The organism is Paenibacillus faecalis, from assembly GCF_900289175.1.
Taxonomy (GTDB): Bacteria; Bacillota; Bacilli; order Paenibacillales; family Paenibacillaceae; genus Paenibacillus_AQ; species Paenibacillus_AQ faecalis.
In genome coordinates, this window is record NZ_LT985747.1 from 4,639,717 (window position 1) to 4,656,262 (window position 16,546).

General features: G+C 43.8%; 18 protein-coding genes. 13 read left to right on the forward strand and 5 right to left on the reverse strand.

Features of this window, described 5'->3' with window-relative positions:
* Nucleotides 1–110: 110 nt before the first annotated feature.
* The 6 genes from C8268_RS21730 to C8268_RS21755 all read left to right on the forward strand — a co-directional run bounded on the left by C8268_RS21730 (nucleotide 111) and on the right by C8268_RS21755 (nucleotide 7,338).
* Complete coding sequence (locus C8268_RS21730; RefSeq protein WP_106769615.1) at nucleotides 111–1,706, forward strand: peptidoglycan DD-metalloendopeptidase family protein; 1,596 nt, start codon at nucleotides 111–113, stop codon at nucleotides 1,704–1,706.
* Nucleotides 1,707–1,908: 202 nt separating this feature from the next.
* On the forward strand, nucleotides 1,909–2,643 hold the full coding sequence (gene yycF / locus C8268_RS21735) for a response regulator YycF (RefSeq protein WP_106769616.1): 735 nt from the start codon (nucleotides 1,909–1,911) through the stop codon (nucleotides 2,641–2,643).
* Nucleotides 2,643–4,469 (forward strand): cell wall metabolism sensor histidine kinase WalK, encoded by a 1,827-nt coding sequence (gene walK, locus C8268_RS21740; RefSeq protein ID WP_106769617.1) that lies wholly within the window; start codon nucleotides 2,643–2,645, stop codon nucleotides 4,467–4,469. Before yycF ends, walK begins: the two co-directional genes overlap by 1 nt.
* Nucleotides 4,466–5,746, forward strand: a complete 1,281-nt coding sequence (locus C8268_RS21745; RefSeq protein ID WP_106769618.1) for a YycH family regulatory protein — start codon at nucleotides 4,466–4,468, stop codon at nucleotides 5,744–5,746. The genes walK and C8268_RS21745 overlap by 4 nt, the downstream gene beginning before the upstream one ends.
* A 31-nt stretch (nucleotides 5,747–5,777) precedes the next feature.
* A complete protein-coding gene (gene yycI / locus C8268_RS21750) occupies nucleotides 5,778–6,527 on the forward strand; it encodes a two-component system regulatory protein YycI (protein ID WP_106769619.1) in 750 nt (249 codons plus the stop codon).
* 7 nt (nucleotides 6,528–6,534) lie between these two features.
* Nucleotides 6,535–7,338: an MBL fold metallo-hydrolase gene (locus C8268_RS21755; protein ID WP_106769620.1), complete on the forward strand. Its 804-nt coding sequence runs from the start codon at nucleotides 6,535–6,537 to the stop codon at nucleotides 7,336–7,338.
* An 83-nt stretch (nucleotides 7,339–7,421) separates the two neighbouring features.
* On the opposite strand, the gene C8268_RS21760 is transcribed toward C8268_RS21755, so the two are convergent.
* Nucleotides 7,422–7,637: a hypothetical protein gene (locus C8268_RS21760; RefSeq protein WP_420094258.1), complete on the reverse strand. Its 216-nt coding sequence runs from the start codon at nucleotides 7,635–7,637 to the stop codon at nucleotides 7,422–7,424.
* A gap of 696 nt (nucleotides 7,638–8,333) precedes the next feature.
* Here C8268_RS21760 and C8268_RS21765 point away from each other — a divergent pair.
* The 7 genes from C8268_RS21765 to C8268_RS21785 all read left to right on the forward strand — a co-directional run bounded on the left by C8268_RS21765 (nucleotide 8,334) and on the right by C8268_RS21785 (nucleotide 12,116).
* Nucleotides 8,334–9,683 carry a S1C family serine protease gene (locus tag C8268_RS21765; RefSeq protein WP_106769622.1) on the forward strand — a complete coding sequence of 450 codons (1,350 nt, stop codon included), beginning with the start codon at nucleotides 8,334–8,336 and terminating at the stop codon, nucleotides 9,681–9,683.
* 197 nt (nucleotides 9,684–9,880) lie between these two features.
* On the forward strand, nucleotides 9,881–10,048 hold the full coding sequence (locus C8268_RS21770; RefSeq protein ID WP_106769623.1) for a CxxH/CxxC protein: 168 nt from the start codon (nucleotides 9,881–9,883) through the stop codon (nucleotides 10,046–10,048).
* Nucleotides 10,049–10,387: 339 nt separating this feature from the next.
* A complete protein-coding gene (gene rlmH, locus C8268_RS21775) occupies nucleotides 10,388–10,867 on the forward strand; it encodes a 23S rRNA (pseudouridine(1915)-N(3))-methyltransferase RlmH (RefSeq protein WP_106769624.1) in 480 nt (159 codons plus the stop codon).
* Nucleotides 10,868–11,096: 229 nt separating this feature from the next.
* The gene (locus tag C8268_RS21780; RefSeq protein WP_106769625.1) at nucleotides 11,097–11,492 is read left to right on the forward strand and encodes a hypothetical protein; all 396 of its coding nucleotides are present in this window, start codon (nucleotides 11,097–11,099) and stop codon (nucleotides 11,490–11,492) included.
* Entirely contained in the window at nucleotides 11,493–11,630 is a 138-nt protein-coding gene (locus C8268_RS22820) for a hypothetical protein (RefSeq protein WP_158702800.1), read from the forward strand.
* Between the two features lie 4 nt (nucleotides 11,631–11,634).
* Nucleotides 11,635–11,802 carry a hypothetical protein gene (locus tag C8268_RS22825; RefSeq protein ID WP_158702801.1) on the forward strand — a complete coding sequence of 56 codons (168 nt, stop codon included), beginning with the start codon at nucleotides 11,635–11,637 and terminating at the stop codon, nucleotides 11,800–11,802.
* A gap of 65 nt (nucleotides 11,803–11,867) precedes the next feature.
* A complete protein-coding gene (locus tag C8268_RS21785; protein WP_106769626.1) occupies nucleotides 11,868–12,116 on the forward strand; it encodes a hypothetical protein in 249 nt (82 codons plus the stop codon).
* Between the two features lie 291 nt (nucleotides 12,117–12,407).
* Here C8268_RS21785 and C8268_RS21790 read toward each other — a convergent pair whose 3' ends face one another.
* The 4 genes from C8268_RS21790 to C8268_RS21805 all read right to left on the reverse strand — a co-directional run bounded on the left by C8268_RS21790 (nucleotide 12,408) and on the right by C8268_RS21805 (nucleotide 16,506).
* Nucleotides 12,408–12,809, reverse strand: a complete 402-nt coding sequence (locus C8268_RS21790) for a 23S rRNA (pseudouridine(1915)-N(3))-methyltransferase RlmH (RefSeq protein WP_106769627.1) — start codon at nucleotides 12,807–12,809, stop codon at nucleotides 12,408–12,410.
* A gap of 78 nt (nucleotides 12,810–12,887) precedes the next feature.
* Nucleotides 12,888–13,907 carry a hypothetical protein gene (locus C8268_RS21795; protein ID WP_106769628.1) on the reverse strand — a complete coding sequence of 340 codons (1,020 nt, stop codon included), beginning with the start codon at nucleotides 13,905–13,907 and terminating at the stop codon, nucleotides 12,888–12,890.
* A gap of 3 nt (nucleotides 13,908–13,910) precedes the next feature.
* Nucleotides 13,911–14,591 carry a hypothetical protein gene (locus C8268_RS21800; RefSeq protein ID WP_106769629.1) on the reverse strand — a complete coding sequence of 227 codons (681 nt, stop codon included), beginning with the start codon at nucleotides 14,589–14,591 and terminating at the stop codon, nucleotides 13,911–13,913.
* Nucleotides 14,545–16,506, reverse strand: coding sequence for an AAA family ATPase (locus C8268_RS21805; protein WP_106769630.1), 1,962 nt, complete (start codon nucleotides 16,504–16,506; stop codon nucleotides 14,545–14,547). Before C8268_RS21805 ends, C8268_RS21800 begins: the two co-directional genes overlap by 47 nt.
* Nucleotides 16,507–16,546 lie beyond the last annotated feature (40 nt).

Consider the following 16,546-nt stretch of genomic DNA (forward strand, 5'->3'; position numbering starts at 1 on the left):
TCAAATATCATTAATTATACAAAATGTGGAATAATATTTGTCCGTTTGTCGTTTACCTACATAACAACTGGTTCGCACATGAGGACACTGGACTGAAAAAGGAGAAGAACATGAAAGGATTTAAAAATACGAGGTGGTATGGAAGTATCAAACAAAGCCTCGATGCTATCCGCTCCGCCAAAGATCGTGAAAACTCCAAACATGAATCCGATCATCAGACTGAGGCGACGCAAAAAGGATGGGTTTTATCTCACAAGTGGATTTTGATACCGACAGGAACACTGCTTGTTGCAGGATCGGTCTTTTTTGCAGGACGTGAATATGTAAATGCAAATACCTTCCCATTCTATCACGTTTATGTAAACGGACAGAATATAGGTACCATCCAGGATGATGGACAGCTGGATGAACTGTTCAAAGCGAAGCAGGAATATTATCAGGAAAAGTATCCAGATGCCATGATGGTTCTGTATACCGAAGGCATTACAACGAAAGCGGACCGGGCCTACAAGCCGGATGTGAACAGTGAGGAAACGCTGGCGAAGCTGGATGGAATGCTGAAGGCATACGCACGCGGGGTAGAGCTGAAGGTGGACGGTGAAACGGTAGCGGTTGTTAAGGATGAGAAGACAGCTAAAGCTGCTGTCGAAGCGGCCAAGGAGAAATATATTCCTAAATCAGCTGCCAAGACAGGAAAGCCTGAGATCAAGAACGTATCGGCTTCCGCTGGAAAGAAAAGCACGGATGAAAAGAATAAAGTGAAATCGGTCAAGATTAAAGAAGATGTGTCAGTTTCTTATACGAAGGCCGATCCAAATAAAATTGTAGATGTGCAAGGTGCTGTAGACGCACTGACCACTACGGAAGATAAGCCCGTTATTTATACGGTGAAAGAGGGGGACACGATTTCCTCCATTGCACAGGAGCATAATATGAAGTCAGCTGAGGTTATGGCCTTGAATCCGGGATTGGAAGAGAAATATCTCCAGATCGGATCAGAGCTTGAGCTGAGCAGACCGGTTGCTCCTTTGACCGTTCGTACGGTGGAGACCGTTACAGAGAAAATGCCGAGTAAGCCGGAGACCATTGTTCGTAAAAGCGATGAGCTGCCGCTGGGTAAACGTAAAGTCGTTCGTCCGGGACGTGATGGTGTAAAAATGGTCGATTACGTGGTGACGAAGGAGAATGGTGAGGTCGTTTCGAAGCAATGGACAGGCCAGAAGGTTGTGGAGCCTGCCTTGCCTGAGGTTGTGTATAAAGGGACGAAAAAGCCGGAGAAGAAAAAGGAAGTGACTCCGTCATCATCGGCTTCCAATGATTCAGGTTCGGTGTCCAATAACTCAGGCCGTATGTTTGCTTGGCCGGTCAGCGGTGCGCGCATTACGAGCTCGTATGGTCAGCGCTGGGGTCGGACTCATGAAGGTCTGGATATGGTCGGCAATCGCACCATTATGGCTTCAGCTGGAGGAACCGTTGTATTCGCTGGATACCAAGGCAGTTACGGTAACGCTGTCATCATCGATCACGGAGGTGGTTTCCAAACGCTCTATGGTCATATGAGCAGCATTTCTGTCCGCAGCGGCCAAAAGGTTGAGCAAGGTAGCACGCTGGGCATTATGGGCAGTACGGGTCGTTCGACCGGGGTCCATCTCCATTTCGAAATTCGTAACAATGGAGTTCAGCAAAATCCGATGAATTATTTATAATCTTGTGGTATACTAGGTTTACCAATGACGACATAAGCCATTATTGGTTCATATATCATAACTTGACATGGCCGCCCTATTCGGGGCGGCCATGTCTTTCTTTTGAAAGCATCGCAACAGGCCAGGCAGATGTACCGGAACGTCAGGTATGATAAAATAGATGGAAGACCGTTTTAGTAGAAGGTATGAGGTGAAAAGTTATATGCAGGGAACCATTCTGGTGGTGGATGACGAACAGCCCATCGCCGATATTTTAAAGTTCAATCTTGAAAAAGAAGGCTATGAGGTTATATGTGCATTTGACGGAATCAGTGCCGTTGAGCTTGCGCTGTCAAAACGTCCTGACTTGATGCTGCTTGATCTGATGTTGCCAGGTAAGGACGGAATGGATGTATGCCGCGAGGTGCGGGCTGCCAACTTGCATATCCCGATCATCATGCTGACTGCCAAGGACGGAGAGATCGATAAAGTGCTGGGTCTTGAGCTCGGAGCAGACGATTATGTGACCAAGCCGTTCAGTACACGTGAGTTACTGGCGCGGGTTAAAGCGCAAATGCGGCGTCAGCACAAAAATGACAGTTCAGCGGGAACTGGCAATTCGGCAGATGCGGAATCGAAGCAGGGTCTTCGTTTATTTGAGCTTTTTATTGATACAGATATGTATATGGTATATAAAAACGGGGTGGCGCTTGATCTGACCCATCGCGAATTTGAGCTTGTCTATTACTTAGCCAAAAATGCCGGCAAAGTAATGACCCGTGAGCATCTGCTGCAAGCGGTATGGGGATTTGAGTATTTTGGAGATGTGCGTACAGTGGATGTGACGATTCGGAGACTGCGTGAAAAGATCGAAGAGAACCCGAGTAAGCCGGAATATATCCTGACTCGCCGAGGGCTTGGCTATTTAATGCGAAGTTCCAAAAACGGAGGTTTGTAATGAAGTGGCTGTCCTTCTTCCGGACAATTCAGGCGAAGGTCATCATCATTTATGTGTTGCTGATTTTAATCGCCATGCAGTTGATTGGCGTCTATTTTGTCAGCGCCATGAAAAACTCTTTAACGAGCAATTTTACGACCGATCTGAAGGAGCGGGCGGAGCTGATGTCGGTGCTTGCGGCCAAGACGCTGGCTGATGGGGGAGATCCAGATGAGGACCCCATTGAGAGCCTTCAGATCATGGTTAACAATCTGTTCAATATCAACGGTGCCGAGATTCAGGTGCTGGATGCGACGGGCAAGGTGCTGACAACATCCATGCTGTCGCATGCGGACTATATAAACAAGAAGAACACACAAACCGTTGTCAGCCGGGCACTGCAAGGCATCGAGGACAACGAGGAATATATTATTGACAATAACGGGGTTCGCAAAAAGGTTGTAGCCAAGCCAGTCATTCATAACGATAAAATCGTCGGAGCTATTTATATCGAAGCCAGTATGGGTGAACTGTATGCGACTATGGAGCGAATCAACAGCATATTTATCTCAGGCATCCTGCTTGCGCTTGGTCTGACGGCGGTGCTAGGGGTCATTTTGTCCCATACGATCACAAATCCGATCAAGGAATTGACCCGTCATGCCAGAGCGGTAGCGGAAGGACGCTTTACAGAGAAAGCGCCGGTATTCGGCAGTGATGAAATCGGGCAGTTGAGTGAAACATTCAATTATATGACCAGCCGGCTGCATGAGGCTCTGTCGCAGAACGAAGAGGAGAAGGAGAAGCTGGCGTCCATTCTGACGAACATGAGTGATGGCGTTATTGCGACCGACGAAGCAGGTCGGATTATCTTAATGAACCGCCGGGCCGGGCAAATGCTTGGTATAGAGGGTGAGGACCTGGCGGGTCAAGATATCGTTTCCTTGTTGGAAATGGAGGCGCTGGATACGGAATCCTTAGTCCATGGCGGCACTGACTCGAAGCTGCTGGAGATTACGCCGCGCGAAGATGGACAGCCTTTCATGATGCGGGTCACATTTACACCGATTCATCGGCGGGAGATTGGTATCACGGGAACGATTGCCGTCTTGCAGGACGTAACGGAGCAGGAGAAACTCGAAGCTTCACGGCGGGAGTTTGTAGCCAACGTGTCGCATGAGCTTCGGACGCCGCTCACAACGATCAAGAGTTATACCGAGGCGCTCGAGGATGGAGCACTGGAGGATAAACAGCTGGCATCCCGTTTTGTTGGGGTGATCCAGAACGAGACGGGCCGAATGATTCGTTTGGTTACCGATCTGCTTCATTTGTCGCGCTTTGATTCCCAGGAAGCGGCTATGCGCAAACAGCCGGTAGATGTAGCTGAAATGCTAGAGGATGTAGAGGACCGATTCTCTTTCCAAATGAAACAAAAAAATGTGAATACGGTTATTAACGTGAAGCCGGGTGCATCTATCGCCATGCTGGATCGGGATGGGATCGATCAGGTGTTGGATAATTTGGTTTCTAACGCGCTTAAATATACGCCAGACGGCGGAACCATTACGATGGAAGCTGATGTGACTGAGGACGGTATGCTTTCCCTGTCTGTCGAAGATACTGGAATTGGAATCCCCAAAAAAGATCTGGAGCGAATATTCGAACGATTTTATCGGGTCGATAAGGCCCGAACGCGCAATATGGGCGGCACGGGCCTTGGTTTGTCCATTGCCCGGGAAATTGTTAGAATGCATGGTGGCTTTATATTTTTACAATCAGAGCTTAATAAAGGCACAAAGGTAACCTTCACGCTGCCTCTGTATGGGGAAGGAGGGGAGAGCGCATGAAAGAACGGTTGAAAACTGCTTTACTGATGGTGTTAGTCGTAAGCAGCCTCGTTCAAAGCTATTTTCTCATCTATCGACTCCCCGGCAGCGACTCCGTGATACAGGCTGAAAATTCCTACGTCAAGACGGAGGATATGGGGCCTGAAGCGAAGGTGGATGATCTTATTTACCCGAAAAAGATGATTGTACATCTTGGCGGAGACAAGCATACGATTTTTTATCCTGGACAAATGTTTTACGACATCGTATATAACCGGGTGAAAGGTCGGACCTTTGAAAATTTCCAGCGCCAGACGCTGAACAATATGGATTGGTCCAAGCTTCGTACCAACAGCAAAGGCATTGAGCTCAGCTTTGGCTCCGGGATACCTGTTACCATTCTGCAAAAGGTGATGCAAATTAATCCTGACTCTCTTTTTGAAGGAGAAAGCATCAACAAAATATGGTTGTACAGCATCGAGGGTGAGCCAAAGGTACATGCGCTATTTTTCAGTACAGAGGGAAATGTTGTCTATGAGGCCACACAGGTTGACTTGACGGTTCAGGATGTTCATCAGCTCGTTGATTTCGGTAACGATTGGATTCCTTATACAGTACAGGATGGAACAAACGTTTATATACCGGAGGAACCGGTTGAAATGGTAAGTCTGGTGCTGCCGATCGGAATGTATACGGTCGAACAGATGCAGCGCAGTTTATTTTTCGACCCGGGTATCACCCGCAATATACGAGAGCGTGACGGAACTGAACTGTATACGGACAGCAAGCGCAGTCTTCAGGTTGATCGGGGACAGAACTGGATGAAATATACAGATCCGGCAGCTCCGCCATCAGGCGAGGGCAATCCTGGTAAAGATGTGCAATCAGCGATAGATTTTGTAAACCAGCACGGAGGCTGGAATGGCAGCTATCGCTTGAACCAATCCAAAGATAACGAGGATCGGACATTGGTGGAATTCCAGCAATATCACCGGGGTTTTCCACTGCTGAATACACCGGGCTTAAATTACGGGATGATGAGGCTGGAACTGCAAAACGGTATTGTGACCTCATATGAGCGTTCGTTGGTATATGTAAAAGCGGAGGAGCAGAAGAAGAAACTTGAAAATCTTCCTGCAGGTGATGAGCTGCGAGCGAAGCTGAACCAGCTTCCTGATAATGAAAAAATAGTCGATCTTCAACCTGCGTACTTGCCATCTGTTACGGACACTGGACTGCGGTTGAAACCGGTTTGGTCGGTGCAGCTTTCAAACGGAAGTATCAAGGTTCTGGAATGAAAATAGAATTAATGATAAGGGAGGAAAGTTTATGGATTGGGGACGGGCCAAAAATGTGCTAATTTACGCGTTTTTGCTGCTGAATCTGGTGCTGGCCTATCAGCTATGGGTCGACTATCAGGAGCAGGCAGGCTCCAGTCTGGACTTTACCTCCTTGTCTGAAAGTACGCAGAGGGTTATGGAGGAGAACCGGATTCAGGTGCTGAGCCCGATTCCGTCAGAGACGCCGGAACTGCCGAAAATCACCTATACGTATCGTGTCGAAGATCAGGGCAAGCCAATCAAATTGGACCGGCCCGTCGATACCAAGCTGGTCTATTCCGACCTGAAGGAGCTGCAGGTGGAACTGGCCGAATATATTCCGAACCTGGACCAGTTCCGTCATGATCCGGAGTCGGATAAAGAAAATGCTTTTGTGTTCCGCCCGCTTATCTATGAAAAGTGGCCGTTGTTCAATGTCGAGTTGGAACTGTTTCATGAGAACCAAAAAATCGAGTATTATCGCAAGCCTGTGCTTGAAGTCCAGCCTACTACGGATACAGAGGAACAAAAGGTATTATCTGCGTCGAAGGCGCTTGAAACGATTATTGAACGGAATTTTATTCCGCCGAAAACGGCAGTAAAGGATATACAGCTCGGTTACTACGGCCAGATGTTTAATACAGATGTGGAGATGGCAGCACCGGCCTGGCGTTTTACGCTGGATAATGGAGAAATGATCTATGTCCAGGGGATTAGTGGAGATGTGTTCACACCCAAGTCGGACAAAGTAAAGGAGTAGCAGACGGATGGGGATATCTTTTAGCGTGTTGTCGAGCGGCTCAACGGGCAACGCAACGGTTGTTCGTAATGAGAATACGACACTATTGATTGATGCCGGGCTGAGTGCACGGCGGATTGATGAGTTGCTCAAAGAACTGGATATGTCAGGAGAAGACATTGACGGGATTTTGGTTACACACGAGCATTCCGATCATATTAAAGGTCTTGGTGCGGTAGCACGCAAGTATGATTTGCCGATTTATGCTAATGAGAAAACATGGGAAGCGATGAACAAGTCGGTTGGGAAGATTGCAGAGGAGAACCGGATCGTACTGGACAGCCATGAGGTGATGGATTTCGGTACGCTGCGCGTAGAGCCCTTTGAAATCTCTCACGATGCGGCAGAACCCGTAGGTTATTGCTTTTATGACGGTGATGAGAAGCTGGGCATAGCGACAGATTTAGGTTATGTCAGCGACAAGGTGAAAAAAGCGATTGAGGGCTCGGATGTGCTGGTCCTTGAGGCCAATCATGACATTGAGATGCTCCGTATGGGGCGATATCCATGGAACACCAAGCGCCGGATACTCGGTGACAAGGGACACTTGTCCAACGTGTCGGCAGGAGATGCGTTGAGCGAGCTGCTGACAGGTGATACCAAGCGAGCATACCTGGCTCACCTTAGCCGGGATCACAACATGATGGACTTGGCTAAAATGACGGTGCGCGACACGATGGAAGATAACGGATGTTTTTTTAAGGAAAGCGAATTTAAATTGTGCGATACGTATTACGACCGCTCAACCCCATGGGACTGGCTTAAAGATTAGGCCGTAATATTCTATGGCCGGCTTGGCGGTCATTATTTTTTCAATCCCGTTCAAACTTAACATGGTCTAGAAACGTTATAGATTTATACATTCGGATATGAAGGATGAGACATGAACTGATCTAGTTCCTTGGCTTTGTGCTCCACCTCTTCACGAGTGAGGATGCCTTTGTCGATTAGCAGTTCGATGATCGTACTCAAGGCGAGGGTATTTCGATAATTTTCGTCTTTTAAATCCCCAAGTTTTGCAACCATATGCACGATATCCATCGCTGTACCTGAACTGTAACGTTCCATCATGGATTCCTCCTTTTTTATGATGATGCGCTAAGGGCGTAAACCCCGTATTAAGGGTCATGTTTCAGCACTTTTATTAACTGAATTTGCCGTTTATTTTTGTTTGGAAAAGGTAAACCGGCCCCCGTCATTATGGTACAATGAATGAACCAAGAGGCAGATCATTGTATAGATGCAGGTCTGAATCTATGAATCTGGCAATACCTTATGTCTGTCATAGAGGCTTGTTTCTATTGTAGTCTTCATTGTGGAAAAACATTCTTGTTTTTCGTAAATTTTTTCAATAGATCAGGAGAATTGAAACCTAGGCGGTTCCTGGTCCGTATGAAGTGCTTATATTGTTCATTATGGTGGTATAAAGAGATAAAGGCTTTGTAAAAATCTAGGAAAATATAAATTCTGAATAATTGGATACATACTTTCTTAGGAGGGGTTAATCGTTTTTAACGATGAACTTGAGTAATAATACGTTGAACTCGCTGTTTCAGTGCAACTTTTTTGTTCGTATTTGTGTTTAGTAATTACCAGGATGTTTACCAATGAATACTCGGCTATAGCCTTGAGCTGACGCCGGAACCTTAGAGTTATAAACGGGTCCTGTTGGCGAGGGTTGTTATATCGGCAAGATGATCAATCGGAAGTAGACAGGGATTTTAGAGCGGTGTCTTGACGAATAACGACAAAGGGGAGGGATCGTTTATGGGATTGTTTGATGATGATTTTTATTCAACGAGAATATCCAGGCGCAGTAAAAAGATGCGTGAGAGTCGTCCGGAGCGGACTAAATGGCGTTCCACCCGTCGTCGTAAAAGTTTGTCTACGTTTCAGATTTCAGCGATCAGTTCGGTGTGCAGTGCACTCATTGCCGTACTATTATTTAGTCTTTTGACGGGTCATCCATCTACTTCGTTGAAAATAGCAACAACAAACGGACATCCGGTGGCACAGACCGAGGGCGATCCGTATGAACGGTTGGTGAATGCGGCAGCGAAGGTTCGCCCCGCGGTGGTCAGCATTGTGACTCATCAGGAATCGGAGCCAGAGCTTATGCCGGAAGGTGAGCTTGAGGAAGGCGATATTCCGCTGGAAGAGCAGCCGGAGGATTTTGATTTTTTTGATGAAGATTTTGACTTTGATTTTGGTGATGATTTCGGCGGAGCACAGGATGAATCGAAGCTGGGATCTGGTGTAATATTCGAGAAAATTGAAGATAAGGCTTATGTAGTGACGAACAATCACGTCATTGAAGGTGCGGATTCGCTTGAAGTAGTAACCGTGAACGGGGATACCAAGGAAGCGACGCTTGTCGGAACAGATCGTATCAGTGATCTTGCGGTGTTGGCCATTGATAACAAAGGTGTAGGCGAAGTAGCTGAGTTTGGGGATTCCTCCAAGCTGCGCTTAGGTGAGACCGTTATTGCGATCGGCAATCCGCTAGGACTTGGCGATACGCTGACATCGGGAATTATCAGTTATACCAATCGGGTAATTCCGGTATCGATCAATCAGGACGGCATATTCGATTGGGAGGCCGAGGTGATTCAGACGGATGCTGCGATCAATGAAGGCAACAGCGGCGGTGCTCTTGTGGATCTGAACGGTAAAGTGATCGGCATTAACACGATGAAGATTTCGGATATGGGAGTAGAGGGGCTTGGCTTTGCTATTCCTACGAATGAGGCAACCAAGATTGTGAAGGAGCTTATGCTAAAAGGCAAGGTCTCTCGCCCTTATCTTGGCGTATATACGATTGATCTAAGCAACCCGTTTGCTCCGCTTAGCCAGCAGGAGAGGAAGGATCTGAAGCTGCCGAAGCACGTAACCGAAGGTGTTATTGTACTGGATGCCTTGGGACCGGCGGAGAAAGCGGGCTTGAAGCTGAACGATGTGATTACAAAGTTTGACGGCAAGCCGATTCATTCGACGCTGGAGCTGCGGAAGCATCTCTATAACGAGACGAAGATCGGTGATGATCTGAAGGTTACCTTTTACCGTGATGGGAAGGAAGAGACTTTGAAGGCGAAGCTAGAAGAGAAGCCGGAGGAATAAAGAAAAGGGCGCGGGATGCGCCCTTTTGCTGTTTTGGATGTGGTGGTGAGTATAATTTTTACAAAATGGCATATGTCGACATGTGGCTGATAAAAATATTTATTTTTTCGACATAGTGTGGTAGAACAGAATAGTGGCCATCATTTTATCAAAGAATATGGTGCAGCAGATGCGAAAGACAGAAAGGATGCTTATGAATGTACGTCGTATGCAAGGAACATGTAGAACTGGCGATCGATGATTTCGTGGATGAATACGAGGAAGCTCCAGACATTGTCGATCTGAAGGAGACGAAGTTTTCGGATTGGGACCCGCCAGTGAAGTGCGCGGAGTGCGAGAAGCATTCGGAATACTTGATTGTATAACTATATTTGACGATGAAATAGATGCGATTTAGCGAAGAGCGTGCTGGGTTCACGCTTTGGAGAAGGGGCATTCCCGAAGGTCTGAAGAGACTGGATGGGAGAGCCCCTTTTTTGAATATAGGAAAGAATGGATTCGGTGCGTTCATAACGCCCGCTGGGAGCTGCGCGCGTTGTCGTATCGCGCTAACGTGACGGTGGTCTACTATATGGCGGTATATGCTTGATTGTTCTGAGGATCATTAAATAGGGCAGGGATGGGCAAGGTGTTCCCATGGGTGATCGGTGTTACAATATTGGAATGAACGTCAAAACAGCAGAGTGTAAGGAGCGATAGCGCTTATGAATATACAGATTGTATGTGTTGGTAAATTGAAAGAGAAGTACTTGGTGCAGGGCATTGCGGAGTACAGCAAGCGCCTTGCTCCATATGTGCGCCTTTCTGTGCATGAGGTGCCAGACGAGAAAGCACCGGAGAATATGAGTGAGGCGGAAGTAAGGCAGGTGCAGGAGCGGGAGGGGGCGGGCATCCTCGGCCATATTAAGCAGGATGCGCATGTCATCGCGCTCGCTATTGGCGGCCAGCTGTGGTCCAGCGAGGACCTGGCTGCGCATATCGACAAGCTTGGCACGTATGGGACAAGCACCGTCGCTTTTGTCATCGGCGGCTCGAACGGCCTGTCCGATGAGGTGCTGAGGCGCGCCCAGACGAAGCTCAGCTTCGGGCGCATGACCCTGCCGCACCAGCTGATGCGGCTGGTGCTGGTGGAGCAGATTTATCGGGCGGTGAAGATAAATCGGGGGGAGCCGTATCATAAGTAGGGCGAAATAGAAAGGGCCTCCATCAAGTCCCCGTAGCTCTTTCTGTTAAGTTGTTCATATAATCCAAGGTGGATGGATGAATCGGAGCAATGAATTCAGAGTAGCTTGCCACTCGTCTTATAAGCTCTGCCGTGTCGCTTTGAAGCGATTCGATTGTAAAATCAAAGTGCAGGATAATTCGCTCTATGTGGCGGCTTTCCCTTCTGGATAGCTTGTTCTTGGATATGTGATGGGTGCGGCCATTTCTGTAGGGATATCCGGCCTATTATCTTATTTGCAATACAAAAATGGGAAAATCACATTCGAGGAAATGAAAAGAAGAATTGCCAAAGACGGAGTAAAAGAGCGATTACAGGCGGAGCAACTGGCAGGCCTATCGTTATTCATTCCCGGTGGCGTCATCGGCTTCGGAGTCGGTTTTGTAGTCGGCACATCGCTTCGCCGTCTGCTGGATGAAGAATACGGTGATGGCATGTTCGGAGAGGTTTTGAGTACAACGAAAGCTGTTCATGCTAATGTTCAGTTGCTGGCGAACGGCACCGTTTATGTAGCTCAAATTACCGAGATGAATGGACGAGCACTAGCACGAGCTGTCTCTACTGTTGATGATATGAGTGCTGACTGATTGCAGGCTGATGCGATCTACAACAAAGTGGAGCGGGTTAACAACAACAACGGTTTGCGGATTGATTATAGCCAGTCCGCTGAAGATATTTTATCTCATTTAGATATTCTGCAAAGCCGTATGAAAGGTGGCCGTTAAACAGATGGCGATAAGTGGACAACAAATCATGAAATGGCCTGATCAGCGACAAGTGGCTGAGTCAGTGAAGGGAAATCCAAAGCTGGTTGATCAGACACAGGTAAAGGATATTGTGCAACAATCGCTTAACCAACTTTCGTCCATTGAGCATCGACTTGACCGGCTGTTGTAGGGCGAGTGATTGGATCGATTACCGGCTCCACGAACCGAGAACTGATTACGCTCATGAGGGACTTAATGCAGGCTCAGCAGACGACCATCAAGCTTGTACTGACTTTAGCTGTGTATCACGCTCAGAATATTGCGGTTATGGATGAAATTCAAGATGAGCTGGATAAAGCCAAAGGTGTACATTCACGAACAGCATCGCACATTGAGTTTCTGTATGAACAAGTGCAGATGATTCGCGATACGCGGCGTATACGGAAGAAACCTGTGGCAGGGAGGTTGGGTATCTGGATTGCATCGCTTCATCGATATCTATAGTGGTATTCTTTCTAATCAAATAGATTGTTAATTGATTGCTGAATCCTAAGATTCAGCTTATTTGTTACGTTACAGTTTCGAGGAAACAGCGATATATGAAGTAAGAAAAGTTATATTTTAGTAATGTACTCAACTTAATTTACGAATCCATGCGTCAAATATGAATTGAGTGAGAAGTACCGCGGCACATCGAGGAAATATGGTAAACTTAACGAATTGACTCCCAATAGACGTTACAAAAGACCAATGAACTTAATATATAGATGGAAAGCTGACCGAGTAGCTCATATTCTATTTGTGGTAAGGATGATTATGGATAATACGGAACGCTCGATAAAGCTGTTCAATCAATATGGTTGTTTTAAGTCCAATGTCCATTTCCATTTGACTTAGTGTTATTGTTTCATCATAGATTGTGCTGTCTGAACCAATAATAAAAGATAGATCGGATGTTCCAGTTACACCTAGCTGGTTTAGTTTCAATGCTAGTTTTTCGGAAGGAGATGTCTTACCGGTGTTATTTATTAGTATTTTATAACTGTTATTTTTTATTTTATTCTCGAGCATGTTTGCCCTTTTTAAAGGAAAAAAATTAATTGTACAATATCTACCTAATCGCTTTTGATATTCTTTAATGGCTTCAATATAAAACGTTTCGATTCGTTCACTAATAGTGTATATTGTTATTCTCATACTAACTCCGTTTTATTTAGGTAATAAATTTAAAGTAGGAACGACCGGATAGATAGAGCCGATTATTCCTACTTATGTTTAAGCCTGTGAAGCACTATCTGATCTTAGCCATAATCTGAAATTCCTGTCGAGTAAGTGGTGACTTTCCTTATCCCCCCACGGTATATCCTCATTATTTTCCCTAGCGTCATACATAACAAGGATGCCTTTAACAATTTCTCCTTTACTCATTTCAATATAACGTATAACTTGCCTCGCCCCTGCTAATGCTCTTTTGAGTCCATTACTGGTACCGGTAGAATCTTTTTTGCTTGCCCGTCCGAGCCATTTTATTTCTATTAAATAGCTAGAATTAACAGTTTGAATAGAAATATCGACCTTACTTGTTGTTCCCTTAATAACTTGTTCTTTCTGTACGAGTATTGCATCTACAACATTCTCCTCAAGGAACTTCCACAAAGAATCTCGAAATATAGCTTCAGGAGCTGGGCGGAGGATACGATCCTTCCTATTTTGCCAGTGTTTCGTCACTTGTTCATTTTCAACATAATCGGAAAAATGTTCTCTTATAAGATTAGAGTAATCTTTAGCTTCATAACTATACTTATTGGTTGCACCTCGTATATCGGATTCTTTAAAAATATTAGGTAAATGTTCAACCATACAACCTTTATAATATACAAAAAACTGAGTACTATAGAAATAGAATACAACGGAATTATCACTAGCGAGTGAAACATGGCTTGCAAAGACAGGGTCTCGCAAAGTGGCCCCATCCATTTCATATTTTCTGTTACCTAAAATATTTCCATGTCGATTGATTACTATGCTAAATAAATCAAATTTAGTATACCCACTAATTGAAGTATAAAGATCATCTGTGGTCCAAACGCAAGGAGTAGCTTCTTCTTCGTTCCCCCATTCCCAATTTATGCAGACTGGAAAATCATTTGTGCTGAAAGCTTTTGCAACTGCTTTTAGCTTAGAGAATAATCGTCTTAAATCTGAAGAAGGAAAACTTGCGTCGCCACAAAGATCAGAAATAGTATGTTCAAAACTTCGAAGTAAGGGCAGTATATGAACGGCTGTTGAAGGCATTCTTTATCTTTCCTCCTTGCTATTCGCAAGACTTGCTCTTAGATAATCAAAGTAAGCTACGATTAATGATTCTACAGTAATTTGCTCACGCTTAAACATTTGATGTGAAATTATATTGAATTCTTCGACGATCTTCGCTGAAAGATTCATTTCACCTTGCAATTTTATAATGCGACTAAAATGTCCTTCGGTCTTTAGTTTTTTAAATGTCGGTTCTTCGTAGACAATTGCTACTAGGTTATCCAAGCCGTAGATATCAATCATATTGGATATTATTCTGGATAAATCCATCATTTTTTCGAATTTTGGTAGTAATTCGAGTTTTTTCAATGCAAGCTTACCTTTTTCGGAAATTCGATATTTAGCTTTACCATTATTGCCTGGTTCATAATATAATAAATCTATTAATCCAATACTGCAAAGATGGTGAATCTTTCCTTGCAATTGTGCAGAAAAGGGACCGTAGTTATAACTAAAGTATTTGACATACTCTTCAGCTAAATTGTATAGAGGTGAGAGTATCTGTATTAAGTATACACCTTTTTGCATTTGAATTTTTGATTGATATCCCCAGTTTAGCCTCTCAGTATGCCACAACCAGCAAAGGATTGCATCATTAACATTGTAGTAATCATTTTCAGAAAACTGACTTTGTTCCAAATAATTCATTCCAAATCTCTGCATAATCAGGCCATCCTTTTATATGTGCTTCTTGTAATTCCCCGTGTTGGAATACATTTAAAGTTCTTAAATCTCTTTCAGACTGCTCAATTTCACTAAATAGAGATTTTAAAAATTCCTTGTTGCTTAAGTTCACCACTACAATAAATGAGGTGTTATTTTTAGAAAAATCGACTAATGCTACAGCTAACCACTTTACATACGCGGCATCAAAAGAACCCTCGGATGTTTCAAGTAAAAACATGCCATTATTAGTTTTAGAGCTGTCTTTATGGTAGTAATTGATTATGGCCATTCGAAAAGCATAATCTAAAAGGATGGACTGTGATTTTGATAACTGATCAGGTGAAGCTCTTACTATCTCGTTTACAATAGGTACGAAAATATGGACATCAACCCGTTTTTCAGTCTCATGGGGTACTTTTTCTGTAATCAGAGAAACATCTAAGCCCATAAACTTTGATATTTTTTGGATTTCTTCTCCTAAATCATCAGCTATTTTCTCCAAAGCAATTCTATTTTGTTCTTCCATTTCAATTAATTTTTGTTCTGCGTGATCTCTTTGGTTTTCGAGTTCTCCCTGCTCTTCTCTTGCTAAAGCCCATTGTTTTTCCAAGACTTCTTTTCTTAGTTCTAGTGCTGACAAGTTATTGTTAATATCCGTTATCTCTCTTGGTAAGAATTCAAGTTGATATTTATACTTATCAAGTTTGATTTCTGAATCAGATAGATCTCTTGAAAATTTTTTAAGTTCCTCAAATAGTTTTTGTTTTTCGTTTTTTATCTTTTTTTCTTCACTCTCAAGGATTCGTCGATTGCTTTCAAGAACCTTGTATCTCTTGAGATCATGTTCGTCTATAATGCTACCGGTCTCTTCAGTATGAGAGGGTAAATCACTTTCACAAAAGAAACAATTATGCTTCGACTTATTTATTATTGCATCTACAATTTCTTGTTTTACAGTCGAGTCACAATAAACACAGTGGTTAAGTCTGGTTAGCTCATCATATGCCATCGTATCTATAGGCGATAGTCTATATACATCCGTGTATATATTACTTTCTGTGCTTTCGATTCTCATCTCAAGTTCTGATCGTTCTTTTTCAATTATCTCCATCTCATTTAAAATCTCTTCATATTTATCATTTAGTTGAAAAACTTCATGTTGTAATTCTTCAATAATCTCTGATATTTGATTGTATCGAATTTGTTCTCTGTTAAGATCATTTATCAAGTTGTCTTCTTCAGCTTTAATTCCCCTTTCTTCAAGAAGTTTTTGAAGTTCTTCGGCTTCTTGTACAATTTTTTCAATGTCACTTTTTAGTTTTGATGCATGATATCTTTTTTGGTTATGTTGAGTATGATAATCACCATGGCTTGCTCTTAGTGAATTATACTCTTGACGAAACTCCGATGTACGGAAAAGAATATGTAGGACTTTTGACTGAACGCTTGAACTCCAGAGAACGTTTTCCGCTTCTTCCTGTCGTATGAGAAAATTTCCAAGCAAAAAATCCAAATCATTGATTTCATCCACACCAATCAGTGAGGCAATTTCCTGGTTGACCGACACTGGATCAGTGTACTCTAAGACACTTGACTTGTTATTAATTTTCAGGAATGGTTTAGCATGAGGGATTCTTCTTTCTATTTCTATTTCTGTCTCATCAACCAAAAGTGTAACTATGATTTTAATTTCAGTTTTCAATTTCCGCTGTTTATTTAATTTTATAAACTGCTCATAAATATTTGAGTTTCCTGTTATGCCATAATGAATACAGTTTAAAAAAGTCGTTTTACCTAATCCGTTAGCTCCAATTACAAAGTTGAAACCAGTTTGAATGTTCCAATCAATATCAGTTTTATAAATGGGATGTGAAAAAATTCGAACTCTTAATAGTTTAGGAATGTTGACCATAAATACTCTCCTTTTCTTACACGACGAAAAGATGATATGA

What these genes read in the sequence shown, in the direction of transcription:
- C8268_RS21765 (WP_106769622.1), top strand. Translation starts at nt 8,334, where the DNA reads ATGGGATTGTTTGATGATGATTTTTATTCAACGAGAATATCCAGGCGC.
- C8268_RS21755 (WP_106769620.1), top strand. Translation starts at nt 6,535, where the DNA reads ATGGGGATATCTTTTAGCGTGTTGTCGAGCGGCTCAACGGGCAACGCA.
- C8268_RS21785 (WP_106769626.1), top strand. Translation starts at nt 11,868, where the DNA reads ATGCAGGCTCAGCAGACGACCATCAAGCTTGTACTGACTTTAGCTGTG.
- C8268_RS21800 (WP_106769629.1), bottom strand. Translation starts at nt 14,591, where the DNA reads ATGCAGAGATTTGGAATGAATTATTTGGAACAAAGTCAGTTTTCTGAA.
- yycI (WP_106769619.1), top strand. Translation starts at nt 5,778, where the DNA reads ATGGATTGGGGACGGGCCAAAAATGTGCTAATTTACGCGTTTTTGCTG.
- C8268_RS22825 (WP_158702801.1), top strand. Translation starts at nt 11,635, where the DNA reads ATGGCGATAAGTGGACAACAAATCATGAAATGGCCTGATCAGCGACAA.
- walK (WP_106769617.1), top strand. Translation starts at nt 2,643, where the DNA reads ATGAAGTGGCTGTCCTTCTTCCGGACAATTCAGGCGAAGGTCATCATC.
- C8268_RS21745 (WP_106769618.1), top strand. Translation starts at nt 4,466, where the DNA reads ATGAAAGAACGGTTGAAAACTGCTTTACTGATGGTGTTAGTCGTAAGC.
- C8268_RS21770 (WP_106769623.1), top strand. Translation starts at nt 9,881, where the DNA reads ATGTACGTCGTATGCAAGGAACATGTAGAACTGGCGATCGATGATTTC.
- C8268_RS21795 (WP_106769628.1), bottom strand. Translation starts at nt 13,907, where the DNA reads ATGCCTTCAACAGCCGTTCATATACTGCCCTTACTTCGAAGTTTTGAA.
- C8268_RS21780 (WP_106769625.1), top strand. Translation starts at nt 11,097, where the DNA reads ATGGGTGCGGCCATTTCTGTAGGGATATCCGGCCTATTATCTTATTTG.
- rlmH (WP_106769624.1), top strand. Translation starts at nt 10,388, where the DNA reads ATGAATATACAGATTGTATGTGTTGGTAAATTGAAAGAGAAGTACTTG.
- C8268_RS21790 (WP_106769627.1), bottom strand. Translation starts at nt 12,809, where the DNA reads ATGAGAATAACAATATACACTATTAGTGAACGAATCGAAACGTTTTAT.
- yycF (WP_106769616.1), top strand. Translation starts at nt 1,909, where the DNA reads ATGCAGGGAACCATTCTGGTGGTGGATGACGAACAGCCCATCGCCGAT.
- C8268_RS21730 (WP_106769615.1), top strand. Translation starts at nt 111, where the DNA reads ATGAAAGGATTTAAAAATACGAGGTGGTATGGAAGTATCAAACAAAGC.
- C8268_RS21760 (WP_420094258.1), bottom strand. Translation starts at nt 7,637, where the DNA reads ATGATGGAACGTTACAGTTCAGGTACAGCGATGGATATCGTGCATATG.
- C8268_RS21805 (WP_106769630.1), bottom strand. Translation starts at nt 16,506, where the DNA reads ATGGTCAACATTCCTAAACTATTAAGAGTTCGAATTTTTTCACATCCC.